Consider the following 26,915-nt stretch of genomic DNA (forward strand, 5'->3'; position numbering starts at 1 on the left):
GTTTGCCTTTAGACGCGCGCTGACCCCGTGATGGCGTTAACCCGGTAGCTCACACACCGCACCGGCTGCATCGCGAGACGCGCGCTTGCGCGTCCATTCACACCTTGAAGACAGGCACCGGGTTGCACCAGCGCTCTTTGTATTCGCGGTCGGCGCGGCCGAACGAGAACCGCAGAGGCTTGTCGACGCTACGGGCCTGTTCCCAAGCCGACTGGGTATTGAGAAAACTCAGCACACTGCCGGGACTGAACGCACGGGTTTCGGGGTCGACGCCGCCATTGACGTATTCGACGCTGATCCATTGCGGCGATTCAACCCGATACACCAGCTGGATTGCAATCGGGGCATCGTTGAGGAAAATCACCGATCCCATCAAAAACTCGCGCAGCAGCTCAATCACCTCAGCCATACGCTCGGCCCCGGTGGCGACAAACCCCCAACGACGCAGAAACAAATCGCAATAGATTGCCGACAGCTCGACACTGGAAAACGTCGAAACCGGGCGTATCACGCCGCCCGCTTCTTCCAGCAAACGCAGTTCGCGACGCTGGTTGTAACGGAATTTCTTTGACAGCTCTTCCGGCGTGCGCGCCATGGCCAACTGTTCGGCTTGCGGCTGCAAGGTACTGAAGCGCCCCTCATTGAGCTGCGACAAGTAGCGCCCACGATGGCGCAACGGCGCGTGTGCGTCTGCGGCGGCAGGCAGGATCAACTCGGCATTGCCCAGATCGAAGAGGCCTTTTTTGCCGTGACGCTTGAGCACATCTTTGGATAACGCCAGGTCGCGTCCCCAGGTCGGGATGGCAGCTTTCAGCTCGCCGTTGTGCTCCCAGGCCAGGTAACGCACCGGGATCCCGGCCAGCTCTGCCAGACGTTCCACCACCTGCGGGTGTGTCGCGACGCTGCCACCAAAACGCTGCCAGGCAGCGGCATAGGTGTGCGCGTCAACTGCGCGCCAGCCGCGCTCGCGCCAGCCTTGAAATCGATTAAGCATCAGGACTCCGCAGTCAGGTCGGTGACGTGCGGCAACTGCCAGAAGGTGTCGCGCACGGCCTGATCGCAGAAGCGTTCGTGCAGGCGCGCCAGCATCAGTTCACCGCACGCTTGACGCTGAGCGTCATCGAGTTGCGCCAAATGCTGTAAACCTTGAGCCAGATGATCGGCGTCGCCCAGCGGGAACAGAATCCCCACGCCCTCGACCACTTCCCTGGCACCACCGCACGCCGTGGCCAGCAGGGGAACACCCGCCGCCATGGCCTCAAGCAGCACCATGCCAAAAGGCTCGTGGTCCGAACTCAGCGCAAACACGTCGAAAGCACGGAAAAAGCGCCGGGCGTCGGGCACCTGCCCCAAGAAATTCACCTGAGCGGCGATCCCGAGCGCGTTGGCCAGTTCCTTGAGGTCCTGTTCCAGACGGCCCTTGCCCATGATCACCAACTGACTGCCAGCAGGCAGTTGCGGCAATGCCTTGGCAAACCCCTGGATCAGGGTGGCCTGGTCCTTGTCGGGATGCAGGCGGCCGACGTTGCCCACGATGAAGGCTTCAGCGGGCAGGCCAAGGTCGGCGCGAGCTTCGGCACGTGGCAACTGACTGGCTTGTACCGCCTGAATGTCGATACGGTTGTAGAGCGTACGAATACGCCCGGTCGGCCACTTGGGCAGGCACGCGCGCATGTCATCGCGCACTGCATCCGAGACGCCCAGCAGGCTCAGGCGCTTACGGAACAGGTGCGCGAACAGCTTGCGACTGCGACGCTGGTAGTCGCCAAACGCGTGATGCACGCCGATCACCGGCAAGTCAGTGGCCAACAAGGCGATGTATATCGGCTTGAAACGGTGGGCGATGCAAAAACTGAACGAGCGCGAGGCGGCAATTTTGCGCATCTCGCGGATGGCCTTTAACTTCAGGCCACGAATGGCGCTGGAGCTGAATTCCATGAACAGCACTTCGTCCGACCCGCAGCCCGCCGCCACCTCGGGGTCGGCCGCCCCGGTCAGAAAGACCGTGGTGACCTTGTACCCGGTGCCCGCAAACAGGCTGGCGTATTGACGGGCGCAGTCCAGAAACGGCCCGTCATAGCCGTGGCAGAACTGCAACACATGACGCTCAGTCGAGCGAGTCATAAGCGTCCGCGCCGTCTTTGACTACCAGAATGTCTTCCATGATCAGGTACTGCAGATCCGAGCCGAAGAACATGTTCAGTGCGTCGGTCGGTGAGCAAACCATCGGCTCGCCACGGCGGTTGAGCGAGGTGTTCAGCGACACGCCATTACCGGTCAGCACTTCTAGGGCTTTCATCATGTCGTAGTAGCGCGGGTTGTATTCACGCTTGAGCACCTGAGCACGCGAAGTACCGTCTTCGTGCACCACTTCCGGCACACGGGTTTTCCATTCTTGCGCCACTTCAAAGGTGAAGGTCATGAACGGTGCCGGGTGATCGACCTTGATCATCTGCGGGGCCACGGTGTCGAGCATCGACGGGCAGAAAGGCCTCCAGCGCTCGCGGAACTTGATTTGCTCGTTGATGCGGTCAGCCACGCCTGCGCTGCTCGGGCATCCGATGATTGAACGGCCGCCCAATGCGCGCGGGCCGAACTCCATACGGCCCTGGAACCAGGCCACCGGATTGCCATCAACCATGATTTTGGCGATGTTTTCAGGCGTGTTGTTGATCTTGCGGTACGCCGGCTTGCCAGGGTGACGGGCACACGCGGCAATCACGTCTTCGTTGCTGTACGCAGGGCCGAGGTAGACGTGCTCCATCTTCTCGACCGGCACGCCACGGGCTTCGGACACGTAGGCTGCCGCGCCCACGGCCGTGCCTGCGTCACCGGAGGCAGGCTGCACGAACAGCTCCTTGACGTCAGGACGGGCGATGATCTTCTGGTTCAGCTTCACGTTCAGCGCGCAGCCACCGGCGAAGGCCAGCTTGCCGGTTTCCTTGAGGATGTCACCCAAGTAGTAGTCGATCATCTGCAGAGACAGTTTTTCGAACAGCGCCTGCATGCTGGCCGCGTAGTGGATGTAAGGTTCATCGGCGATATCGCCTTCACGCTTGGGCCCCAGCCACTCGATCAGTTTTGGCGAGAAGTAGAACCCCTTGCCTTTCTCTTTGTAACGACGCAGGCCGATCACGTTGGCGTATTCGGTGTTAATCACCAGCTCGCCGTTCTCGAACGAGGCCAGACGCGAGAAATCATATTTGCTGGCATCGCCATACGGCGCCATGCCCATGACCTTGAACTCGCCGTCGAGCATCTCGAAACCCAGGAACTCGGTGATCGCGCCATACAGGCCACCGAGGGAGTCCGGGTCGTAGAATTCCTTGATCTTGGTGATCTTGCCGTTTTCGCCATAGCCGAAGAAGGTGGTGGCGTACTCACCCTTGCCGTCGATGCCGAGGATCGCGGTTTTCTCTTTGAAACCCGAGCAGTGGTAAGCACTGGAGGCGTGCGCCAAGTGGTGTTCAACCGGTTCGATCTTGATTTTTTTCGGATCGAAACCCAGCTGCTCAAGGCACCAGACAATCTTGTTGCGATAGCGCTTGTAGCGACGATTGCCCATCAGGATGGCGTCGAGCGCACGATCCGGGGCGTACCAGTAACGCTTGGCATAGTGCCAGCGCGCCTCACCGAACAAGCTGATCGGTGCGAAAGGGATCGCGACCACATCAACGTCAGAAGGCTTGATACCCGCCTGTTCAAGGCAGAACTTCGCGGACTCGTAAGGCATGCGGTGCTTTGCATGCTTGTCGCGGACAAAACGCTCTTCTTCGGCCGCTGCTACCAGCTTGCCGTCGATATAGAGGGCCGCTGAGGGGTCATGGCTCAGGGCGCCGGACAGGCCAAGAATCGTCAATGCCACAGGTTGTGCCTCTTTTGAATGCAGGCAGGCGGCGGGCGCCTGAAAAAATGAAGTGCTTCCTGCACAGCAGGAAACAACTAAAGGGCGGGATTATAGCGTAAAGAGTGCCGCAATGACCCAGCGCTATTTGCCGCGCCCTGGCGCCCTGCCCGTCTACTTCAATAGCAAGCTGCCATCGCGGTTCTGCAGAAAAATCGTGTAGGGCAGCACCACCGAGTCGACGACCGCGCTGGCCAGCACGTCAAAAAAGAAAATCGGCACAAACCCTTCGGGCACGCCACTGACGGTATTGGGCGTGGCATTCAGCACACACAGGTCGAACGCCACGCCGCTATAAACACGCGGCACCGACTCACAATAGGTGCGCTGTTTTTTCAGGTCCCGGACCACGCTCGCATCGCTGCCGATCAGGGTTTTGGCGGTTCCGCAGCCGATCAACAGGCACGGCAAGACACACAACAACGCACGTTTGCAGGTCATCAGATTGACTCCAGAAGGATTGGGCAACCTAGCACCCGGCTTACTTGATTTGCAGGTCATGGTTTCTGAAGTCCTCGTATGAACGCTCTTACGCCCGCTAAACTGCGCCCCCTCTGCTAGCCTGAAACCCGTCGCCCTGACGGGTCGCGTCACACGGAACCCCGATACCCCCCATGAAATTTTTTGTACCCGCCCGTTTTGCCCTTTTGCTGCCGGGCCTGTGCCTCGCACCCTTCAGCGTCGCCGACACTCTGGAACTCGACCCCAGTGTCATCACGGGTTCGCGCAGCGCCAGCCCCAGTTTTGACCTGCCCTACTCGGTAGACAGCATCAATCAGCAGCAGATCAGTGATGGCCAATTGGGCATCAACGCGTCGGAAGTGCTGTCCCGCGTTCCAGGCCTGGTGGTGCAAAACCGGCAGAACTACGCGCAGGACCTGCAGATCTCGTCCCGTGGCTTTGGTGCCCGCTCCGCGTTTGGCGTGCGCGGCATCAAACTGATTGCCGACGGCATCCCCGCCAGCACACCGGACGGCCAGGGCCAGGCCGCGACCTTTAATCTCGACACCGCCGAGCGCATCGAAGTCTTGCGCGGCCCGGCAGCCACGCTTTACGGCAGCAATGCTGGCGGGGTCATTCAGATGTTCTCCAGAGACGGCGAAGGGCCGCCTCGTATTGGCGCCGAAACCCTCATTGGCAGCGACGGCCTGAGCAAAAACCACCTCACGGCCGAAGGCGCCGCCGATGGCGTTGGTTTTGTGCTTGATGCTTCGCGCATGGACACCGACGGTTACCGCGACCACAGCGCCGCCCGCCGCGATCAGACCTTTGCCAAGCTCAACCTCAAACCTGACGAAGACAGCAAACTGGCGCTGATCTACAGCAGCCTTGAGCAAAACGGCACGCAAGACCCGCTGGGGCAAAGCTGGGACGCCTACAAAGCCGACCCACGCTCAGTCACGCCCAACGCACTCACGTACAACACGCGCAAAAGCATCGATCATCAGCAACTGGGCATGAACTACGAGCGCTACTTTGGCGACGCGACCTTGCAGGTCAATGCGTACACCGGTACGCGCAGCGTGATTCAGTATTTGGCGATTCCGAAGTACATCGGGAATACCAACACGCTCAACCCGGCAAACGCTCGCGGTGGAGGTGTCGTCCAATTTGACCGTAAGTTTTACGGTGCCAATGTGCATTGGATTCAGCCCATAGAGAGCGCACCGGGTGAACTGGTTATCATCAGCGGCCTGGACTTTGATCAGAGCCGTGATAACCGTCACGGCTATCAAAACTACAATGGCGACCAGCTAGGCGTTAAAGGTGAAATGCGTCGCGACGAAGTAGACACAGCACGCAGCCTGGACCCCTTCGTGCAAGCTAACTGGGCCATCGATGATTGGACACTTCAAGCCGGGTTGCGCTACAGCACTATGGAAATGGATGTCGACGATCACTTTTTGAGCAACGGTGATGCCAGCGGCACCAAGCGCTATGAAAAAGCCACACCGTCGATGAGCGTGATGTATGCCTTCACGCCCGAATTACATGGCTATATCAGTGCCGGAAAAGGGTTCGAAACACCCACTCAAGCCGAACTGGCCTACGCGCCGGGCAATCAGGAAGGCTTCAACTTTGGCCTGAAGCCTTCTGAAAGCACTCAGTATGAAGTCGGCCTGAAAGCACAACTCGACAACACCCGCATCAACGCTGCGATCTTCCAGATCACCACCGAGGATGAGTTGGTCGTCGCGGGCTCGGTGGGCGGGCGTACCAGTTACCAAAACGCCGGCCGCACCCTGCGCCGCGGTTTTGAGCTGGGCGTCGAAAGCCAGCTCAGCGAACACTGGACCACCACCCTCGCCTACACCCGCCTCCAGGCCACTTACGACAGCGACTTCGCCAGTAGCAAAGGCCCGGTGGACAAAGGCAACTACTTGCCCGGCGTACCTCAAACCACGCTGTTTGCCGAAGTGAACTGGAAGCCGACCGACTGGGTCAGCACCGCCGTCGAAGGCATGTACCGCAGTAAGGTGTACGTCGAAGACACCAACAGCAAGAAGGCGGCACCGGCTTACAGCGTGTTCAACTGGCGGGCGCAGTTTGAGCAGAAGGTCGAGCACTGGACCTTCCACCAGACCCTGCGCCTGGACAACTTGCTGGACCGCCAATACGTGGGTTCGGTGATTGTGGCCGACGGCAACGACCGTTTTTACGAAGCAGCCCCCGGCCGCTCGTGGTACGCGGGGGCTGGCGCGCAGTACAGCTTTTAAGGCGTGTAAAGCGAGAGAACACCACCGGCAGTAACTATCTACCACCCTAGCCCGACTCCGTTCATATCTCCTGTCAGCACTGGCTCGCGCGATCCCCGCGCGGGCTCTGACAAGGACGTCATATGACCACGCACCTGGATCGCCTCAAAAGCGCTGAACATAAACTGCACACTCTTCGTTTGCACGTGCCCACGCTGGAGGCGGCCTTTAATCATCGGCTGTGCAAAACCTTCCCGCGGCTTCCCCAAGACAGCCGGACCGAAGGTTTGCACATCAATCACGAAGCCCTGCCCGAGCCGGGGCAGTCCCCGGTGCTCGTCAGCAAGACCCTCAGCTCGCAGATCGAAGGCAGCTTTCTGGCACAAACTCCGCCTACCTTCGTACAAGGCCAACACCATGTTTACAGTCAGGCCTACTCCGTGGACGAGGCGCATCGAACTCCGGGCCTGACACCCGTCGACCTTGAAAGCTACCTTGAGCATGTCATTCGCAACTATGACCTTTGTGTTCAGGACGTTTGGGCTGACTTCTGGCAAACGCCGCATGCCGAGTTCCAAGCGATGCCGCCCCAGCAATGGTTGACCCAGTGTCTTCAGCATTTGCTGTTAGACGAGGCTGCGGTGCGCCTTGAAGACCAAACCTTGAGCCGCGCAGCGGCCGATGCAATCACTCACTGCTGCAGTTCGGTTATGCCTAAGCACTCCTCAACACAAGGGCTGTACGAAGTTTTCCTGAAGGCCGAAAGGCCTATGCCTGATATCAAGCTGAGGGGGGTGTTTGCGATTACCGACAAACACCTGAGCGACACGGACGACTCAAGCCTGCGCAATGTCGTGTTTTACACGCCTGACAACGGCCTTGAGGCGTTCGATTCGCTGCATCTGCTGACACAGGAACTCAACGCCAGGCTCAAGGACCCTGACCAGCGCGCCGCTTTACTTAACCTGGTGCTGGCCAAAGAACACCCACACACACAGGGTCTTGAGCAGGTCAGACTGGTCTCGACCGAACAAGAGGCCCCGTCCCTTTGCGCAAAAGGCTTAATCGAGAAGCTCAAGCACGACATGCTGCATGCATGCGCCGAAGCCAGACGCAATCACCTCGCAGGGACAACATTCGTGTCCCCGCAACGGCTGTTCAAACGGATCGAACAGTCCGTGAACGCGAGCTGGTTCGTGAACCCGGCGGCCATTGTGCGTTCGCGCTATGCCCACCTGTTTGAGAAGCAGTTGCCGCACTGGCTCAAAACAGCAACCGACGATGAAAAAGCGCAATGGCGGCTGGCCGCAGCACGACTGATCCATGAACAGCAGGCCTGCGAAGCCCCGGATGCCTCCCCCATCACCGAAAGCGGTAAGAAACACACGCTGCTGGGTTACGCCCGCACGCAATTCAAGCAGCAGATCAAAGCCGACCACGGCATTGAGTGCGACCCCGACAGCCTGTGCATCCTGACCACTGAAGCGGTTCAAACAGGCCCCGTGATCTTCCCCACGTTTGGTTCGGCCTACACCGCCGGGAACAGCATCGACAGGACCGGCCCTACGATCAGCTATGTCACCCACCGCATGAGCCTGACCCAGCTGGCACTCTCCAATGTCGGTGTGTGGGACGTGACGTTTGCGCTCACGGCCCAGATCATAGAGGCCAATGGCACCCCGCACCCGGTCCTCACCAAGGACTACATCAAGACGCTGGTCCGCCAGTTGGATGTGGGCGACAGCTATATCAAACACTTGAATCATGTGTTGGTGACGTCGTCACAAGCCGGCTGGCGTAAAGAACGCTACGTAGCGCTAAAGCGGGCACAACTGAGCCTGGACCTGCTTGAAGCCAAATTGGCCGGCACCCTGAACGCCACGCAAGTGGCCATCGTACAAGCCGTGCTCGATCAGCCCGATGACGCAACACGTGCAAAGGTCGAGGGTGCGCAGGTCAGGGCACAGCTATTGATCGTGAATAAGAACGTGCTGCCCGGCGTGATGGTGTTCAGTTCGACCGCAAGCACCGAGCTGCTCTGTTACCTGCCTGATGCGCCCGACAATAGCCGGTTTCTGGTGGCGAACGCTCGTCAGGCGCTGGGGCAGTTAATGTCCCGCGAGCATTTGCACAGCTATGTGCAACAGCGTGTGACATCCGCTCGCCAGCCTTACCTCACGCCCGTGTTGAAAGCAGGCCTGGATGAATCCAGCACCCAGCTGCAGATCATCTATGACCATGCGTTCGAAGCGTCATACAACAATGAAGTGTCCTACGCGTTCCGGGACGCGGATGAGCAAACGACCTCCACCTACGAAAGTAACGTCAACACTGCCAAGGACGCGGTGCTGGCCGTCGTTGATGTGGTGTCCTTCGTATTGCCTGTCCGCGTGCTGCTGCCCATTGTGGCGCTGCGCTTCATTTATCAAATCACGCTGGGGGTGGACGCACTCGCACGCGAAGAAGAACACGAAGCCTTTTTGCACTTCATGGGGGCTATCGCCCATGTGACCGATGGCGCTTCAGATTTCGCGGGCTCCTCTGTTTTCGCACGCGCCATCCGCCAGCGTGTCAAACCCCCAACGGCAACACTCAGTCCCGGCGCGGCATGCGCGAAGCCCGGCAGCGACCTGCTTCTGAAAACGGGCGGGGCCTATGGCGGCGGTGTGTATGAGTCAGTTGCAAGCGCAACCGGGCCAACGCGGCACTATATAAAGGACGAAGCCGGCAACGTGTACCGCGCTCGCTACGACACGCTGGAGAACACCTGGCGCGTGATTGATGAACGCAACCCCAACGCACCGTATCAGGCGCCTGTGCGGGAAGTCTCGGCCGGGCGCTGGGGCGTTAATGTGGTGGCACCATTCTTCCAACGAAAGAGCGCCCCTGTACGCCTCGTGGAAAGTGCACGGGTGACTGGCGTGAACCTGTCAGCTCATACGGCTGACAGCCAGGGCATCTATCACCTCAATAACAAGCGTTACATACAGGAAAACGGCCATGTATATGAGGTGTACAAAGGTTGGCTGGGCCGCAACGTGTATGTGCAAACACCCGGCGGATCAGCACAGCGTGCCGGCCCGTACAAACTGCGTAAAACTGCGGAGCACTGGGAGATCAAGCTGGGGCCAAACTGCTGGCGGTCACTGCGAAACCCCGATATCGAACTGCCTGCTGCCCTGCCCGTAGTGCCTGAAGGTCATTACGACGTACCTGCTCAATACAACAAAGCCCTGCAACTTCATATTGAAAACACGCCCAAGTTTCTGGACAGCCACTATATTTTTCCCAATCCCGAAATCGCACGGCTGGCTAAGTTCTTCACTGAGTTTCGGCTTAAGTTGCTGGCCGACGCTCAACACTTTTTCGCAAGCAACCCTATAAAGCCACGACCTGCACGCCCCACGTTGCCGGCGCCCATGGCGCCACAGGATTTTTTCAAGCGGTTACATGAAGACTTCAACGGCATCGTGGTCGGTGAATGCCACTCGGACATCGGCGCCAAAAAGATTCTTATCGAGAGCATGAAGTCTCTGTCTAAAAACAAGGTGAAGGTGATTTATCTCGAACACCTTCAAACCGACGCGCATCAACCGTTGCTCGATAAATACTTTAAAACCGGAAAGATGGATCGACCGTTAAAGCAGTTTCTTAAAAACCAGGATGCGGGTCACCAATTGCCCGAGGGCACCCCCTATACCTATAGCAACCTGATACGAGAGGCGAGGCGTTACGGGATTGAAATGAAAGCCCTCGATTGCATGGCCAGTTACTACTCGCAGGACTTGCCAATAACCGCCTTTAATCTGGAACGGTATGAAATGTTCAGTTACGTCGCTTCTCGTGTTATCCAAAAACATATGGCAGACACCGGCGGACACAAATGGATCGCCTTGACAGGCAATTCACACGCCAACACGTTCAAAGGTGTACCGGGCCTGTCAGAACTTGAAGGGGCTGTTGGAATACGAGTGACCGATGCCGCTTGCGGCACACCCTACACCCTTCGCCAAGACATCAGTGACCTGATAAAGAACAGGCCCGGCGCTGACTATAAATTGCTGAAAAACGATTATTGGCTTGAAGTAAACATCCAAGGTGCCCAGCCCAACAGGCCACCCTTGAGCGTAGAGCAGCTTGAACATCAACTGGATAAACCCGGCACATTCCTGCTCGACAACTCCCCGCAAGGCGCACGGTTAATACATCGATCCACTTCCAATGAAATCGTTTACACGCCTTTGAAAACAACCGAATCAGGGCACTTTTTTATCGAGCGCCCTCGCTGGCAACCCGTTCATGAAAAGCGCTACGTTTTCGTCAAAGATTTGATAGAAGACCTTCACGCTATCGGCCTGCGGCATGCCCCGTAAATTAACTACATAGCAGTCTGGCACGGCGCCTGTCTGTCAGGCTCCGCCGAAAGGGGCGGGGCCTTGCAGAGGGGCGCGCGGGTCAACCCACATCGATCAGCACGTAGGCAGGCGCTCGTCCAGCAAACGATGCAACGCTGAAGCCTGCGGCCAGTTGCGCATAAAACGCGCCCTGTCACGGGCGTAGGCCGCGGAGAAGCTGGCAGTGCTGCGGTGCTGGCACATTGAGTCCAGATCAATCAGCGCCCAACGTCCGGGCGCCCGTGATGGGTCCCAAAACACGTTATGCCCCTTCAGATCACCATGGCTGATGCGCTCACGAATCAAGTCAGCAAACAGCTGATCCAGCGCCTGCAACTCGGCTTCTGGGGCATCGCCGCTCTCAACGTAAGGCGCAAAACGCTCAATGATGTCCGGCCCGGGCAAGTATTCAGTGACCAGATAGGCCTTGGTGCGCAACCACAAAAACCGGGTTTCCAGCAGTGCCAGCGGCTTGGGCGTGGCGATACCGAGAAACGCCAGCCGATTGCCTTCACGCCATGAGTGCCAGGCGCGGCTCGGGCGCCAGAAGCGTTTAAGCCAATGGGCAACGCCCTTGATGTTGTAGCGTTTGATCACCAGCGTGCGACCGTCTACTTCAACCTTGCCGACACTCGCTGCGCCGCCGGTTTTGTAGAGATGGCCCTGATCGAGCAACGCATCAGCCCTGGCCAGCACCGGCAGCATCGCGGCCTCTTCTTCACGTCGCACAGCTTGAAAGGCCATCGTCCCACGTTGCACGCTGAACAACGAACAGTCGCGGCCGACCTTGTCGAGAAAGTCGTTCAGACGCCAGGCGCGCACTTTTTCGACGTGCTTGAGCAATGCTTCCAGCGGCAAGGCGTGCTCACCGTTACTGAGCAGGTAATGCACCAGCAACTCTTCGATAAACGGCTCAAGGTTTTTGGGCAACTGAGCGAAGAACACCCCCAGGTTTTCCAGTACCTTTTGTCGAGACAACGGCGTGCCCGCGGTTTCAACGCAAATACCGCCACCGTCGATGACGAACAGTTTGCCGTTTTGACGCAACAGGTTGTCCAGATGCAGGTCTTGCTGCCACACGCCTTTGAGGTGCATCCGGGCAATGGCTTCCAGGGCTTGCGCCAATACAGCTTGTTGCTCGTCTGCCAGCACCGGCAAATCCTCAACGGCGCGCCACGCGTCGCCCAGGCTCTCGGCGTGCTCCAGAAACTCAAACAGCAACCAGCCGCCCTCACCTTCCTGCAACCCGTCTGCCAGCAACAGCGGTGTAGTCAACCCCTGCTCGGCCAGCACGCGGACACCCGTCAGCTCACGTTCAAAGTTGCGCGCAGCCTTGCTGCCGACCATCAATTTGGCCAGCACGGTGCGACCACGCCAGACACCGGCGCCGACATAGCGCTGGCCCGGCAAGACGCGCAACAACGTCAGCAGTTGCAAGTGCGCGGGCCCGGCAGCGTCCGCCAGCTCAATACTCAGCGGCAATCCCGGGGCACGCCCGGTTTTTTGCAGTTCGGATAGACGCATCAGCGGTTCTCCTTTTGATTACGACGCACATTCAGACGTTGATACCACGCCTCGACCAAACCGCTGTCCAGGGGCTGATCGAGATAAGCCGCCAGCATCGTGCGCACGTCTGTTTCAGTCCAGACCTGCGCGCGGCGCAGTAACGGCTCAATATCCTTGACCCGGTCGCGCTGGCCCAACAGCAACGGCCGGGTTTTTTCAAGGTCGATCAACTGCGCGCGGTACGCCGGGCCATCAGGCTGCAAAAAGATGTGCTTGGGGTAGAAACAGCCATGCACCTGACGCACCTCGTGCAGACGCCGCGCCAGTTGGCCGCAGGCCTGCAAGATCGCCTGGCGCTGGGGTGCGCTCAACTGGGGCCATTGCTCCAGCAACGAGTCGAGGTCATTCCAGCCATCCAGCGCACGGGTCATCAGAATGGCCCGACGCTCGCCCCCGACTTTGCGCTCACCAAAAAACACCGCTTCCAGCGCGGGAATGCCTAACTGCTGATAGCGCTGAATATTACGGAACTCGCGGGCGAAACTCGGCTCACCCAACGGGCTGTGCAGCGTGCGGGTCAGGTAGTTGCTTTGACGTTTGAGGTAAAACCCCTGACCGTCGAGGTCCATGCGAAACACGCTGCTCCAGCCACCGCGACTGGTGTTGGGTTCGTCCACCGCATCGAGTTGCAGGTTCCACAACGCATCGAAATCCGCCAGTCCATTGCGTTCCAGCAAGGCGCGATCAGCGTCTGCCACAAAATCAGTCATTCCCGGCCCTCAAAAAAACGCACGATATGACGGACGCGTTCCTTGTCCGCCCCAGTGAGCGTCGTCCGCCCGGTGTATTGGAAATAAAAGCGCAGGCGCTGGGTGGCCGACAGGTGGTATTTGGCCACTTTGTCGAGGCAGGCCAGGTCTTTGGTGATGCGGTACTTGAGCCAGAAACCGCGCCAGAAGTCGCCGTTGGGGCAATCGATCAAATACAGCTGCGCCTGATCGTCGATCAGCAAGTTGCGCCACTTCAAATCGTTATGGGTGAAGCGGTGGTCATGCATGGTCTTGGTGTAACGCGCCAACTGGCGGCTGACTCCATCGACCCAACGCCGGTCCTTGAGCAACGGGTCATTGTTGTCGGCCAGCTCCGAGAGGTCGCGGGTGTTCGGCAGTTCGCGGGTAATCATGGCGCCACGGGCGTAGGCGAGGCCTTTACGCTCAAGGCCCCAGGCCACCACGTCAGCCGTCGGAATGCCCCACTTGGCGAACCGCTTGAGGTTCTGCCATTCGGACTTCACGCGCGGGCGGCCCAGATAGCGACGCAGCCCTTTGCCCGCCCCGGTGTAGCGCTTGACGTAATAATTCACGCCCTCGCGCTGAACGCGGATCACCTCCGACAGCGGATCGCGGGTCAGGTGTTCGCCCTTGAGCGCAAACACCGCGTCCAGGGTGCCAAAGTCTCGGGCCAGCGCGCTGTAGGCCGGGTCCAGATTCCAGCCCGCCATTACAGTGCATCCCCATAACGCACTTTGCGTTCGTAGAGTTTTTTCGCCTTGCCTTCCAGCCAGGCCAACAGACGGGCTTCATCGCGCAAGATCTGGCGCAGCGGCATCTGGAAATAACCACGCAAAAAACGCAGCTTGTCGCGCGGGGTCAAGCCGATGTCCAGCGCCGAAAAATACAGCGCTGCCAAGTCTTTGTTGCGCCAGCGGCGGCTGATGACCGGGCGGGTCTGGGCGCGGTGCAAATCGATGATCGACAGACGGAAATTGTCCGGCGTCACCGGTTGGTCGGTGTGCAGCAAAAAGTGGCAAATGTAGCAGTCGCGATGGTTGACGCCTGCGCGGTGCATCATGCCGGTCATGCGCGCCACTTCAGCGATCAGCGCGTGCTTGAGCCGGGGCTGAGGCGGTTGCTTGACCCAGTTGATGCTGAAATCTTCAAGGCTGACCGTGGGCGCCAGTTCTTCGGTGATGATGAACGAGTGCTGTGCGGCCGGGTTGCTGCCTTTCTCGCCATAGGCCACGGCGGTCATGGTCGGAACGCCGACCTCATGCAGACGATTGATCGCCCGCCACTCCTGACCTGCGCCGAGCACGGGCAATTTGGCGGTCAGCAGGTTCTTGAACACTTCGCCCCAGCCAATGCCCCGGTGGATTTTGACAAAGAAACCACGCCCGTCGACCTCAGTACGCAACGTGCGTCGGCCTTCCAGCTCGCGGTAAACCTCGCCTTCCAGACGCTCGACTTCGGTGAACGCATCGCGCCCGGCCCATAAGCGCTTGAACGGTTCGGCAAGTATCAATTTCATCAGTGTTGCTCCGCCAGAATCACATCCGCAGCGTGCTGCGGCATGCTATAGAGGTCGGCCGTCTGCGCGAAGGCCAGGCCGTTTTGGCTCCAGGCCGCGCGCGCAGCATCATCGGACAACATGTGGGTCAGGTACTCATTGAGTTGCGCCTGCTCGAACGGCTCATCCAGCACACGCCCCGCATCCGCTTCGGCAATGTAATGGGCGTAACCGCATACCGCGCTGACCAGCACCGGCAAGCCGGCCACCAGCGCTTCAAGCAGTACGGTGCCGGTGTTTTCGTTGTAGGCCGGGTGAATCAGCACGTCCGCGCCCAACAAAAAGCGCGGGATGTCGCTGCGTCCTTTCATGAACTGCACGTGCTCGCCCAGCCCCAACGTGGCACTTTGCAATTGAAAGACTTTGGGGTCGTCCTGACCGATGACAAACAGGCGGGTGCGTTTTTTAAGGTCCGCGGGCAATGCCGCCAGCGCTTTAAGGCTGCGATCCACGCCTTTGGTCTTGAAGCCAGAGCCGATCTGCACCAGCAACAAATCATCGTCTGCCAGCTTGAACTCACGCCGGAAATCCGCCCGAATGTCAGCCGCATTCGGCGGCGCACGGCGATCCAGCGCAATCCCCGGCGGCAGCAAATGGAAGCGCTCGATCGGGGTGCCGTAGTGCTTGATGAACAACGGTTGCTGGACTTCGGAAATCATCAGGATGTCGGTTTTAGCGTGCTTGTCGAACACCGCGCGCTCGTACTCGGCAAAGTGCCTGTAGCGCTTGAAATAGCGGTACATCGAGTGCCGCAGGTTTTGCGCCTTGTCTTCAAAACAACCGTCAGCGGCGTAATAGACGTCCAGCCCTGGCATTTTGTTGAAGCCAATCAGACGATCCACCGGGCGCTTGGCCAGGTCAGCCTGCATCCAGGCGAGCATTTTTTCATTGCGCGTGTGGTTGAAGAACGCCTTGACCGGGGCCACCAGCACTTCAAAACCCGGCGGGATATCGCCTTCCCAGATCATGGTGTAGACGCGGATCTGGTGCCCGCGTTTCTGGCACTCCAGCGCAATGCGCATGAAGTCCCGTTGCAGACCGCCAAACGGAAAGTATTTGTACAGGACAAAAGCCAGTTGCATCAGCGCAGTTCCTCAGCCAGTAACAACGTGCTTAATCGACTTGCGACACGCTCAGGGTTCAAACGAGTGAAGCACAAGGGCCACTCGGTTTTCAGGTCAAACCGCTGCTGGTCCTGTGCAGTCGGTGGGTATGTGCATTTTTTCTGCAGGCAAGGCGCGCACGGGAAATCGCTGGCGAGGTGGATTTGCGACTTGCCATAGGCGCCCGTCAGACCGGGGTTGGTCGGCCCGAACAGGGAAATGGTGGGCACATCCAGTGCCGCCGCCAGATGCCCGAGGCCCGTGTCCACCGCCACGCAGGCACTGGCGCCGGCCAGCACTTTGGCGACGCCTGCCAGGTTCAACTTGGGCAGTACCACCACGTGAGGCAACTCCCTGGCGATACGTTCCGCGCGGGCCTTCTCGGCCGGGTTGCCCCACGGCAAACGCACCTGAACGCCCAAGTGCCCCATGCGAATGGCCAGGTCGCGCCAGTACACTTCGGGCCAGTGTTTGGTGTCCCACGTGGTGCCGTGCAGGAACAGGACAAACGGCTTCTGACGCGGCAACTCGACCAAGCGGTCGACATCCAGCCCGTAATCGCCCAAGCCTTTGGGCAAGTCGTAACCCAGCGCAACGGCAAACAGCTGACGCAAACGTTCGACGGCGTGCTGGCCGCGCGCCACAGCCAGGCGGCGCTGGTAAAAACGGCTGGCCAGCGGCTCCCGGGCCGAGTCGCGATCAAACCCTGCGACGGGCGCCTTGACATAGCGGGTCAGCCACGCACTTTTGAGCAAACCTTGCGCGTCGATGACCAGGTCGTATTTTTCAGCGCGCAAGCGTTGCTTGAAACGTCGCCATTCGCCGCTTTTGATGGTTTCCCAGAGGTTCTTGCGCCAGCGGCGGATGGCCACGGGAATCACGTTGCCCACTGACGGGTGCCAGGTCGGAATCTCGGCAAAGCCTTCTTCCACCACCCAGTCAAACGTGATGCCCGGAATCGCCCGCGCGGCGTCGGTCAGCGCGGGCAATGCATGAATCACGTCCCCAAGGGATGAGGTTTTCACCAACAGGACGCGCACCTAGTGAACCTCGACCGGTGAGCCCTGCAAACGCTGCAAGGCGTCTACGACGAGTTGCGGCATCAGTTCGCGCAGGCAGTTGTAATGACCGAAACGGCAGGTGCGTTCAAAGCACGGGCTGCATTCGAGCCCCAGGCGCACGATCTCGACCTTGTCGGCCAGCGGCGGGGTGAAACCCGGCGAGGTTGAACCATACACGGCCACCAGCGGGCGATTCAGCGCAGCCGCCACGTGCATCAGGCCCGAATCGTTGGACACCACGGCGTCGGCACAAGACAACAGATCAATGGCCTCGGCCAGCGAGGTGTCGCCGCTGAGGTTGACGGCCTCTTCACGCAAGCCGGGGATCAAGCGTGCGCGGATGTCTTCGCCCACCGCGTGATCGTTTTTCGAACCGAACAGCCACACCTGCCAGCCTTCGCGGATCTTCTGTTCAGCGACGTTGGCGTAGTGTTCAGACGGCCAGCGCTTGGACTCACCGAATTCCGCACCTGGGCACAGCGCCAGCACCGGACGGTCGAGGGTCAGGCCAAAGGTGTTGAGTGCGGCGTCGCGGCTTTGCGGGTCAATTTGCAAGGCCGGGCGCGGGTACGGCGTGGGCAACGCGGCGCCCGGCGCATACGCCAGCGCCATGAAGCGCTCGATCATCAGCGGGTAGCGTTCTTTGTCGAGCGTGCGCACGTCGTTCAGCAGGCCGTAGCGAAATTCGCCGCGCCAGCCGGTGCGCTTGGCGATCCCGGCGAAAAACGGCACCAGCGCCGATTTCAATGAATTGGGCAGCAGGATGGCCTGATCGTACTGACCCTTGAGGGACTTGCCGATCTTGCGCCGCGTGACCAGTTCCAGTGCGCCGTGGCCGAGCGGAAAGCTCAAGGCCTGGCGAACTTCAGGCATGCGCTCGAGAATCGGCCGGCTCCACTCAGGCGCCAGCACATCGATTTCGCACTCTGGGTGACGCTGTTTCAGGCACTGGAACAGTGTCTGCGCCATCACCATGTCACCGACCCAGCTGGGCCCAACGATCAAAATTTTCATAAGTTTCCATAAACAAGCAAGGGAGGCATTCGCCTGATGCTCGCCAGTCAAGGGCCATCAGCCGCAAGAGTGAGCGAACTCGCTCGTGCAGGGGCAGCCTGTTCTTAACTGGCGGGTCTCAGGCTTTCGCCTCCCCGCTGTGATGCCATTTCGCTTTATTTGACCAGTGTACGCCACTCGGCGTGGGCCGACGTTTTGCCGGTAACCAGATCAAAGTAAGCCTTTTGCAGTTTTTCAGTGATCGGACCACGACGGCCGATCCCGATTTGACGCCCGTCGACTTCACGAATCGGCGTCACTTCAGCGGCCGTGCCGGTAAAGAACGCTTCGTCGGCGATGTACACCTCGTCGCGGGTGATGCGTTTTTCAACAAATTTGTAACCCAGCTCGGTGGCCAGGGTCAGGATCGTGCTGCGGGTGATGCCATTGAGGCACGCGGTCACGTCCGGGGTGTAGATGACGCCATCCTTGACCAGAAACACGTTCTCGCCCGAGCCTTCGGCCACGAAACCTTCCGGGTCCAGCAACAGCGCTTCGTCGGCACCGCCGGAAATCGCTTCCTGCAGGGCCAGCATCGAGTTGATGTAATGACCGTTGGCCTTGGCACGGGTCATGGAAATGTTCACGTGGTGGCGGGTGAAGGAGCTGGTACGCACCTTGATCCCGACTTCCAGTGCTTCGGCGCCCATATAGGCACCCCAGCTCCACGGCGCGATGATCACGTGGACTTTCAGCCCGGTGGCACGCAGGCCCATGGCTTCAGACCCGTAGAACACCATCGGGCGAATGTAGGCGCTGTCGAGGTTGTTTTCACGCACCGCCACGCGGGTCGCTTCGTTGATTTCGTCTTTGCTGAACGGGATCTTCATGCCCATGATATGGGCCGAATCGAACAGGCGGTCAGTGTGCGCCTGCAGGCGGAAAATCGCGGCGCCCTGCGGGGTTTCGTACGCACGCACGCCTTCAAACACGCCCATTCCGTAGTGCAGGGTATGGGTCAGCACGTGGGTTGTTGCGTCACGCCACGGCACCAATTTGCCGTCATACCAGATCACACCATCACGATCAGCCATCGACATCATTACGCTCCTCAAAGAATCCAGCACCTGCGCCTTGAGACGACAGGCAAATTGGACGGACCTTATGGGCCCGCCGGATACGTTTTACAGCTTTAACTCTGTGTTCTGGCTGACCGGGCCCAGGCCCAGCTCAGACCAAATGCGCCGTACGTTCTGACGTTCGACGACAAACTGATCGCCCGTGACCACCCCGGCTTCCTTCTGCAAGGCCTGGCGGTGGGCAACAGCACGAAAGGCCTTGTAAGCCTCACGCAGCAGGCTGGCATCGGCGGCGGGCATTAACCCGGCCTCTTCCAGCCCTTCCAGAATGCGGATGTTATCGGTGAAACGAAGCAACTGCGGGTAGTCCCGCGCCCATGCAAGGGTCGCGTATTGCACCATAAATTCAATATCGACGATACCTCCGGCGTCCTGCTTGAGGTCGAACGGCACCGTGGCCTCGAAGGCGTTTTCACCCAGGCCGGCGGCGGTTATGCGCGTGCCGAGGTTGTCGCGCATCTTGGCCCGCATCTCGCTGACCTCCTGACGCAACGTGGGCAAGTCCCGCTCGCGGCCCAGCACGCTGGCGCGCACTTGCTCGAATGCACTGCCCACTTGCTTGCAGCCCACCAGCACACGGGCGCGCACCAACGCCTGATGCTCCCAGGTCCAGGCTTCGTTTTGCTGATAGCGCTCAAAAGCACCGAGGGAGCTGACCAACAACCCGGAAGCGCCTGACGGACGCAAGCGCATATCGACGTCATACAACTGGCCAGAGTTGGTTTGCGCGGTGAGCAAGTGAATGATCCGCTGCCCCAGGCGGGTGAAAAACTGTGCGCTGTCGATGGGTTTTGGCCCGTCGGTATCGGCGTTCGGGTCGCCATCGTGGATAAACACGAGGTCCAGATCAGAGCCGTGCCCCAGTTCGATACCGCCCACTTTGCCGTAGCCGACAATAATAAAGCCGGGGTCGCACAGGCTGCCGTCGGTGCGCTGCGGCGTGCCGTATTTGGCAACCGTCTGACGCCAGGCCAGCGCCAGCACTTGTTCCAGAATGGCCTCGGCCAGCCATGTCAGGTAATCGCTGACCTTCATTAAAGGCAGGCTGCCCGCGATTTCCGACGCCGCCACGCGCAAACGGTGCGCCAGTTTGAAATTACGCAGCGCTTCCATCTGCTGTTCCAGGTCATCTTCCGGAATGCGCGTCAGGCGCTCACGCAACTCCGCAGCCAGCTCCGGTGCCAGGGGCGGCTTGAACAGACGGCCTTCATTCAGCAACTCATCGAGCAGCAGCGGAAAGCGCGTGATTTGCTCAGCGATCCACGGGCTGGCCGCACACAAGGTCAACAGACGGCGCAGCGCGTCGGGGTTTTCGGTCAACAACACCAGATACGCCGAGCGACGGGCCACGGCTTCCACCAGCGGCAACACCCGTTCCAGCACCAAATCCGGGTTGGCGTGTTCAACCGCCTGGGCCAGCAGGCGCGGGATAAACGCGTCGAGACGTTCTCGCCCCAAGCGCTGCATCGCGCGCAATTGCGGACTGGAACGCAGACTGGCCAGTTGTTTCAGTGCCTTGGGCGCGTCGACAAACCCGGCCTCTTCAAGTTGAACGCACGCCGCTGCATCGTCCTGAACTTCTTCCCACAGCGGCAACCATTCCCCGCCGACAATCAGCTCACCGTCATCGATGTCTTCTTCGTCGTCCGGGTCGGCAATCACCTGACGGAAATGCCAGTCAATTCGCCCTCGCCACGCCATCAGTTGCGCGTGAAACGCGGCCCAACTGTCAAACCCCATCATGAACGCAATGCGCGCTTGGTCCAGCTCGCTGTCGGGCAGCATCTGGGTCTGGCGATCGGCAATCGCCTGAATCGCGTGCTCGGTGTAGCGCAAAAATTCATAGCCTTCGCGCAATTCAGCGACCACAGCGGCAGGTAAATAGCCTTGCCCCTCCAGAATGCTCAGCACTTTGAGCAGCGGGCGCTGTTGCAGGCTCAGGTCTCGCCCCCCGTGAATCAACTGGAAGGCCTGAGCAATGAATTCAACCTCGCGAATCCCGCCCGCCCCCAGCTTGATGTTGTCGGCCATGCCTTTGCGCCGCACTTCCTGCTGAATCAGCTGCTTCATGGTGCGCAGCGCTTCAATCGCCGAAAAATCGAGATAGCGCCGGTACACGAACGGGCGCAACAGATCGAGCAATTGCGCGCCCATGACTTGATCGCCTGCCACCACGCGGGCCTTGATCATCGCGTAACGCTCCCAGTCGCGGCCCTGATCCTGGTAATACTGCTCCAGCGCATTGAAGCTCAGCACCAACGCCCCGGACGAGCCATACGGGCGCAAACGCATGTCGACGCGGAATACAAAACCGTCGACGGTCATGGGGTCCAGCGCTTTAATCAGGCGCTGGCCCAACCGAATGAAGAACTCCTGATTGTCCAGCGGGCGCTTGGCGCCGACCGTTTCGCCCCCTTCGGGGTAGGCGAAGATCAGGTCGATGTCCGACGACAGGTTCAGCTCCACCGCCCCGAGCTTGCCCATGCCCAGAATCACCATCGGCTGGGGCTCGCCGCTGCGCTGCCCGATCGGTGTGCCGAACTGCTGGCAATGACGTTCGTACAGCCAGCGATAAGCCTGATCGATGCAGGCATCGGCCATGTCCGACAGGTCGCGGCAGGTTTCGATCAAATCCGCCTGGCGGGTCAGGTCGCGCCAGATGATGCGCACTTGCTGCCGCGTGCGCTGGCGACGCAACACGCGAGCCAACTCCTCATCGGTTTGCGCCTGCTGCACAGCGGCAGCAATTTGCCCGCACAGCTCGCCAGGCGCGAAGTTACGGTCCAGCTCACCGAAGCTCGCCAGCTCCAGCAACATCAACGGGTCGCGCAACGCCTGCTCAATAAAGAAGTCGCTGGCCGCACTGACGCGACTGAACGCTGCCCAACGCGCGTCAGACCAATCGTCCAGCCCCGGCCCGCCGTCAAGCCCGGCCACTGCAGCGCGCCAGGACTGTTCGGCACGGTTCGCAACGGGCATTAAAAGGGAGGGGATTGGAGCAAGCGACGGAAGGCTCATGGTCTATCCTTGATCGGCGAAGGGAATGCCGGGTACGGTGACAGGAAGAAACAGCGGTTTAATCCGACTGTCGAACAAAGGTTATAAATAGCTGACAATTGTTTTTTATTGGCACAAAACCTGCGACAACTCGGCAAAAAGATAAATTTCGCACCAACAGTATCGATTTTTCACACAAGCAAACAGGGGGCCGTTGAAGCCTATCCTGTAGTTTTACTACTGACTCACCCATTTGAAAGGCTGAAATGGCCAACGATTTGTAGTAAAACTACACAACCCCGGAATCTACTTCCGGCTATCCAAGAATTTATGTCGTCTGCCCACAAGGCCAGTCGCAAACTCAGGCAACCGATTCTGGAAGCCTTTCCGCCCTGGAGCAAGCCATGCAAGACCTCGATCCCGTCGAAACCCAGGAATGGCTGGACGCCCTGGAATCGGTTCTCGACAAAGAAGGCGAAGACCGTGCTCACTATCTGATGACCCGTATGGGTGAGCTCGCTACTCGCACCGGTTCGCAGCTGCCGTACGCCATCACAACGCCATACCGCAACACCATTCCCGTGACCCACGAAGCACGCATGCCTGGCGACCTGTTCATGGAACGCCGCATTCGCTCGTTGGTTCGCTGGAACGCCATGGCCATGGTTATGCGCACGAACTTGAAAGATTCTGACCTGGGCGGTCACATCTCCAGCTTCGCTTCCAGCGCAACCCTGTATGACATCGGCTTCAACTACTTCTTCCAGGCCCCGACCGAAGAACACGGCGGCGACCTGATCTACTTCCAGGGCCACACCTCCCCGGGCGTTTACGCCCGTGCGTTCATGGAAGGCCGCATCACCGAAGAACAAATGAACAACTTCCGCCAGGAAGTCGACGGTCAGGGCCTCTCGTCCTACCCGCACCCTTGGCTGATGCCTGACTTCTGGCAGTTCCCGACCGTTTCCATGGGTCTGGGTCCGATTCAGGCGATCTACCAGGCGCGCTTCATGAAGTACCTGGAAGCCCGTGGCTACATCCCGGCCGGCAAGCAAAAAGTCTGGTGTTTCCTGGGCGACGGCGAGTGTGACGAGCCGGAATCCCTGGGCGCCATCTCGTTGGCAGGCCGCGAAAACCTCGACAACCTGATTTTTGTCATCAACTGCAACCTGCAGCGCCTCGACGGCCCGGTTCGCGGCAACGGCAAGATCATCCAGGAACTCGAAGGCGTGTTCCGCGGTGCTCAGTGGAACGTGACCAAAGTCATCTGGGGCCGTTTCTGGGACCCGCTGCTGGCCAAAGACGTCGACGGCATCCTGCAACGCCGCATGGACGAAGTCATCGACGGCGAGTACCAGAACTACAAAGCCAAAGACGGCGCGTTCGTGCGTGAACACTTCTTCAACACGCCTGAACTCAAGGCGATGGTTGCAGACCTGTCCGACGACGAAATCTGGAAACTCAACCGTGGCGGCCACGACCCGTACAAGGTCTACGCGGCGTACCACGAAGCGGTCAACCATAAAGACCAGCCAACCGTCATCCTGGCCAAGACCATCAAGGGTTATGGCACCGGTGCCGGCGAAGCGAAAAACACAGCGCACAACACCAAGAAAGTCGACGTCGACAGCCTGAAGTTGTTCCGCGACCGCTTTGACATTCCGGTCAAAGACGAAGAAATCGAAAACCTGCCGTTCTTCAAACCCGAAGAAGGCAGCGCTGAAGCCCGCTACCTGAGCGAGCGTCGTACGGCACTGGGCGGTTTTGTGCCTCAGCGTCGCGCCAAGAGCATGAGCATTCCGACTCCGCCACTGGACACCCTCAAGGCCATCCTTGACGGCTCCGGCGAGCGTGAAATCTCCACCACCATGGCGTTCGTGCGCATCCTGGCCCAGTTGGTCAAAGACAAAGACATCGGCCAGCGCATCGTCCCGATCATCCCGGACGAAGCCCGTACCTTCGGTATGGAAGGCATGTTCCGTCAGTTGGGCATCTACTCGTCCGCCGGCCAGCTCTACGAGCCCGTCGACAAAGACCAGGTGATGTTCTACCGCGAAGACAAGAAAGGTCAGATCCTCGAAGAAGGCATCAACGAAGCAGGCGCCATGAGCTCCTTCATCGCCGCCGGTACTTCGTACTCCAACCACAACCAGCCAATGCTGCCGTTCTACATCTTCTACTCGATGTTCGGCTTCCAGCGTATTGGCGACCTGGCCTGGGCCGCTGGCGACAGCCGCACCCGTGGCTTCCTGATCGGCGGCACCGCCGGGCGCACCACGCTCAACGGTGAAGGCCTGCAACACGAAGACGGTCACAGCCACATCCTGGCTGCAACCATCCCGAACTGCCGCACCTACGATCCGACCTACGGCTATGAGCTGGCGGTGATCATTCAGGACGGCATGAAGAAGATGACCGAAGAGCAACAGGACGTCTTCTACTACATCACCGTGATGAACGAGTCCTACCAGCAGCCAGCCATGCCGGCCGGTGTCGAGCAAGGCATCGTCAAGGGCATGTACCTGCTTGAAGAAGACACCAAGGAAGCCGCTCACCACGTTCAACTGATGGGCTCCGGCACCATCCTGCGTGAAGTGCGTGAAGCTGCGAAGATCCTGCGTGACGAATTCAACATCGGTGCCGACGTCTGGAGCGTTACCAGCTTCAACGAACTGCGTCGCGACGGCCTGGCCGTTGAACGTGCCAACCGCCTGCACCCTGGCCAGAAGCCACAGGTCAGCTACGTTGAAGAGTGCCTGAGTGGCCGTAAAGGTCCGGTTATCGCGTCGACTGACTACATGAAGCTGTTCGCTGAGCAGATTCGCCAGTGGGTGCCGGTCAAGGAATTCAAAGTGCTGGGCACTGACGGTTTCGGCCGCAGCGACAGCCGCAAAAAACTGCGTCACTTCTTTGAAGTAGACCGTCACTTCGTGGTGTTGGCAGCCCTTGAAGCGCTGGCTGACCGTGGCGATATCGAACCCAAGGTGGTGGCTGAAGCCATCGTCAAGTTCGGCATCAACCCGGAAAAACGCAACCCACTGGACTGCTGAGGAGAATATTTGTGAGCGAACTCATTCGAGTACCTGACATCGGCAGCGGTGAAGGTGAAGTCATCGAACTGTTTGTAAAGGTCGGCGACCGCATTGAAGCCGACCAGAGCATCCTGACGCTGGAATCGGACAAGGCGAGCATGGAAATCCCTGCGCCCAAGGCCGGTATCGTCAAGAGCCTGAAAGTTAACCTGGGCGACCGCCTCAAAGAAGGCGACGAACTGCTGGAGCTGGAAGTCGAGGGCGCCAGCGCGGCGCCTGAAGCCGCCGCTCCGGCCGCCGCTGATGAGCCTGCCAAAGCCCCTGCCGCACAAGCGCCAGCCGCCCAGGCACCCGCCGCTGCGGCCCCGGCAGAAGCCACCGTGCAGGACATTCACGTCCCGGACATCGGCTCGTCGGGCAAAGCCAAAATCATCGAGATTCTGGTCAAGGCTGGCGACACCGTTGAGGCCGATCAATCGCTGATCACCCTCGAATCCGACAAGGCCAGCATGGAAATTCCATCGCCAGCTGCCGGTGTGGTGGAAAGCATTTCGGTCAAGCTCGATGACGAAGTCGGCACTGGCGATTTCATCCTCAAGCTCAAGGTTCAAGGCGCGGCGGCACCTGCTGCACCTGCGCCAGCCGCCACGGCGCCGGCCAAAACTGAAGCGCCTGCTGCTGCAGCCCCTGCGCCAGCCGCCAAAGCCGAGGCAGCCCCTGCCCCGGCCGCCGCGCCTGCGCCAAAAGGCGCCAAAGTTCACGCAGGCCCTGCTGTGCGTCAGCTGGCCCGCGAGTTCGGCGTCGAGCTGAACGCCGTGAGTCCGAGCGGTCCGCACGGGCGCGTCTTGAAAGAAGACGTGCAAGCCTACGTCAAAGCCATGATGCAGAAGGCCAAAGACGCTCCGGCCGCCGGTGCAACCGGTGGTGCTGGCATTCCGCCGATTCCGGCTGTCGATTTCAGCCGTTTCGGTGAAGTCGAAGAAGTGGCCATGACCCGCCTGATGCAAATCGGCGCGTCGAGCCTGCACCGCAGCTGGCTGAACATCCCCCACGTGACGCAGTTCGATCAGGCTGACATCACTGAGCTGGAAGCTTTCCGCGTCGCGCAAAAAGCCGTGGCTGAAAAGGCCGGCGTGAAACTGACCGTACTGCCCCTGCTGCTCAAGTCGTGCGCCCACCTACTCAAGGAAATGCCCGACTTCAACAGCTCGCTGGCGCCAAGCGGCAAAGCCATCATCCGCAAGAAATACGTGCACATCGGCTTCGCCGTGGACACACCGGACGGCTTGCTGGTCCCTGTGATCAAGAACGTTGATCAGAAGAGCCTGCTGCAACTGGCTGCCGAAGCCGCTGCGCTGGCTGCCAAAGCCCGCGACAAGAAGCTCACCGCTGACGACATGCAAGGCGCCTGCTTCACCATTTCCAGCCTCGGCCACATTGGCGGCACCGGCTTCACGCCGATCGTCAACGCGCCGGAAGTGGCGATCCTGGGTGTCTCCAAGGCAACCATTCAGCCTGTCTGGGACGGCAAAGCCTTCCAGCCCAAACTGATGCTGCCCCTGTCGCTGTCCTACGATCACCGTGTGATCAACGGCGCTGCCGCTGCACGTTTCACCCAGCGTCTGAGCCAGTTGCTGGCCGATATCCGCACCATCTTACTGTAAGCCAGACCCCGGTCTTCTTCACCGAAGACCGGGGCCGCGCACTGTTTTCCGAGCGCCACGCTCGTACCTCAACCCCGCCC

Annotated in this window: 17 protein-coding genes; 4 read left to right on the forward strand and 13 right to left on the reverse strand. The window is 59.6% G+C overall.

What is annotated here, in order from left to right; all coding sequences use genetic code 11:
* Positions 1–97: 97 nt before the first annotated feature.
* The 4 genes from TU74_RS15990 to TU74_RS16005 form a co-directional block, all read right to left on the reverse strand.
* On the reverse strand, positions 98–994 hold the full coding sequence (locus tag TU74_RS15990) for an antimicrobial resistance protein Mig-14 (protein ID WP_048377065.1): 897 nt from the start codon (positions 992–994) through the stop codon (positions 98–100).
* Positions 994–2,124 (reverse strand): glycosyltransferase, encoded by a 1,131-nt coding sequence (locus TU74_RS15995; RefSeq protein ID WP_048377066.1) that lies wholly within the window; start codon positions 2,122–2,124, stop codon positions 994–996. The genes TU74_RS15990 and TU74_RS15995 overlap by 1 nt, the downstream gene beginning before the upstream one ends.
* On the reverse strand, positions 2,108–3,865 hold the full coding sequence (locus TU74_RS16000) for a carbamoyltransferase family protein (RefSeq protein ID WP_047291599.1): 1,758 nt from the start codon (positions 3,863–3,865) through the stop codon (positions 2,108–2,110). Before TU74_RS16000 ends, TU74_RS15995 begins: the two co-directional genes overlap by 17 nt.
* A gap of 153 nt (positions 3,866–4,018) precedes the next feature.
* Positions 4,019–4,345 carry a YceK/YidQ family lipoprotein gene (locus TU74_RS16005; RefSeq protein ID WP_047275030.1) on the reverse strand — a complete coding sequence of 109 codons (327 nt, stop codon included), beginning with the start codon at positions 4,343–4,345 and terminating at the stop codon, positions 4,019–4,021.
* A 173-nt stretch (positions 4,346–4,518) separates the two neighbouring features.
* On the opposite strand from TU74_RS16005, the gene TU74_RS16010 reads away from it, so the two are divergent.
* Together TU74_RS16010 and TU74_RS16015 are read left to right on the forward strand one after the other, a co-directional pair.
* The gene (locus tag TU74_RS16010) at positions 4,519–6,621 is read left to right on the forward strand and encodes a TonB-dependent receptor family protein (RefSeq protein WP_048377067.1); all 2,103 of its coding nucleotides are present in this window, start codon (positions 4,519–4,521) and stop codon (positions 6,619–6,621) included.
* A gap of 122 nt (positions 6,622–6,743) precedes the next feature.
* Positions 6,744–10,973, forward strand: coding sequence for a membrane-targeted effector domain-containing toxin (locus TU74_RS16015; RefSeq protein ID WP_048377068.1), 4,230 nt, complete (start codon positions 6,744–6,746; stop codon positions 10,971–10,973).
* Between the two features lie 96 nt (positions 10,974–11,069).
* Here TU74_RS16015 and TU74_RS16020 read toward each other — a convergent pair whose 3' ends face one another.
* From TU74_RS16020 to glnE, 9 genes are all read right to left on the reverse strand, one after another.
* Entirely contained in the window at positions 11,070–12,518 is a 1,449-nt protein-coding gene (locus tag TU74_RS16020) for a lipopolysaccharide kinase InaA family protein (RefSeq protein WP_048377069.1), read from the reverse strand.
* Positions 12,518–13,270 carry a lipopolysaccharide kinase InaA family protein gene (locus tag TU74_RS16025; protein WP_047273072.1) on the reverse strand — a complete coding sequence of 251 codons (753 nt, stop codon included), beginning with the start codon at positions 13,268–13,270 and terminating at the stop codon, positions 12,518–12,520. The genes TU74_RS16020 and TU74_RS16025 overlap by 1 nt, the downstream gene beginning before the upstream one ends.
* Positions 13,267–14,001 carry a lipopolysaccharide kinase InaA family protein gene (locus TU74_RS16030; protein WP_047273071.1) on the reverse strand — a complete coding sequence of 245 codons (735 nt, stop codon included), beginning with the start codon at positions 13,999–14,001 and terminating at the stop codon, positions 13,267–13,269. The genes TU74_RS16025 and TU74_RS16030 overlap by 4 nt, the downstream gene beginning before the upstream one ends.
* Entirely contained in the window at positions 14,001–14,807 is an 807-nt protein-coding gene (gene rfaP / locus TU74_RS16035) for a lipopolysaccharide core heptose(I) kinase RfaP (protein ID WP_047273070.1), read from the reverse strand. The genes TU74_RS16030 and rfaP overlap by 1 nt, the downstream gene beginning before the upstream one ends.
* Entirely contained in the window at positions 14,807–15,928 is a 1,122-nt protein-coding gene (locus tag TU74_RS16040; protein WP_047281983.1) for a glycosyltransferase family 4 protein, read from the reverse strand. Before TU74_RS16040 ends, rfaP begins: the two co-directional genes overlap by 1 nt.
* A complete protein-coding gene (gene waaC, locus TU74_RS16045) occupies positions 15,928–16,989 on the reverse strand; it encodes a lipopolysaccharide heptosyltransferase I (protein WP_047291591.1) in 1,062 nt (353 codons plus the stop codon). The genes TU74_RS16040 and waaC overlap by 1 nt, the downstream gene beginning before the upstream one ends.
* Positions 16,990–18,024 (reverse strand): lipopolysaccharide heptosyltransferase II, encoded by a 1,035-nt coding sequence (gene waaF / locus TU74_RS16050; protein WP_048377070.1) that lies wholly within the window; start codon positions 18,022–18,024, stop codon positions 16,990–16,992.
* Between the two features lie 155 nt (positions 18,025–18,179).
* Complete coding sequence (locus TU74_RS16055; RefSeq protein WP_047273066.1) at positions 18,180–19,103, reverse strand: branched-chain amino acid transaminase; 924 nt, start codon at positions 19,101–19,103, stop codon at positions 18,180–18,182.
* Between the two features lie 84 nt (positions 19,104–19,187).
* Positions 19,188–22,160: a bifunctional [glutamate--ammonia ligase]-adenylyl-L-tyrosine phosphorylase/[glutamate--ammonia-ligase] adenylyltransferase gene (gene glnE, locus TU74_RS16060; protein ID WP_048377071.1), complete on the reverse strand. Its 2,973-nt coding sequence runs from the start codon at positions 22,158–22,160 to the stop codon at positions 19,188–19,190.
* Positions 22,161–22,543: 383 nt separating this feature from the next.
* Between glnE and aceE the strand changes: the two genes are divergently transcribed.
* Positions 22,544–25,189 (forward strand): pyruvate dehydrogenase (acetyl-transferring), homodimeric type, encoded by a 2,646-nt coding sequence (gene aceE, locus TU74_RS16065; RefSeq protein WP_047291585.1) that lies wholly within the window; start codon positions 22,544–22,546, stop codon positions 25,187–25,189.
* Positions 25,190–25,200: 11 nt separating this feature from the next.
* Positions 25,201–26,835 carry a dihydrolipoyllysine-residue acetyltransferase gene (aceF, locus tag TU74_RS16070; protein ID WP_048377072.1) on the forward strand — a complete coding sequence of 545 codons (1,635 nt, stop codon included), beginning with the start codon at positions 25,201–25,203 and terminating at the stop codon, positions 26,833–26,835.
* Positions 26,836–26,915: the final 80 nt, after the last annotated feature.

Origin of the sequence: Pseudomonas lundensis (assembly GCF_001042985.1) — a bacterium.
Lineage (GTDB): Bacteria > Pseudomonadota > Gammaproteobacteria > Pseudomonadales > Pseudomonadaceae > Aquipseudomonas > Aquipseudomonas lundensis.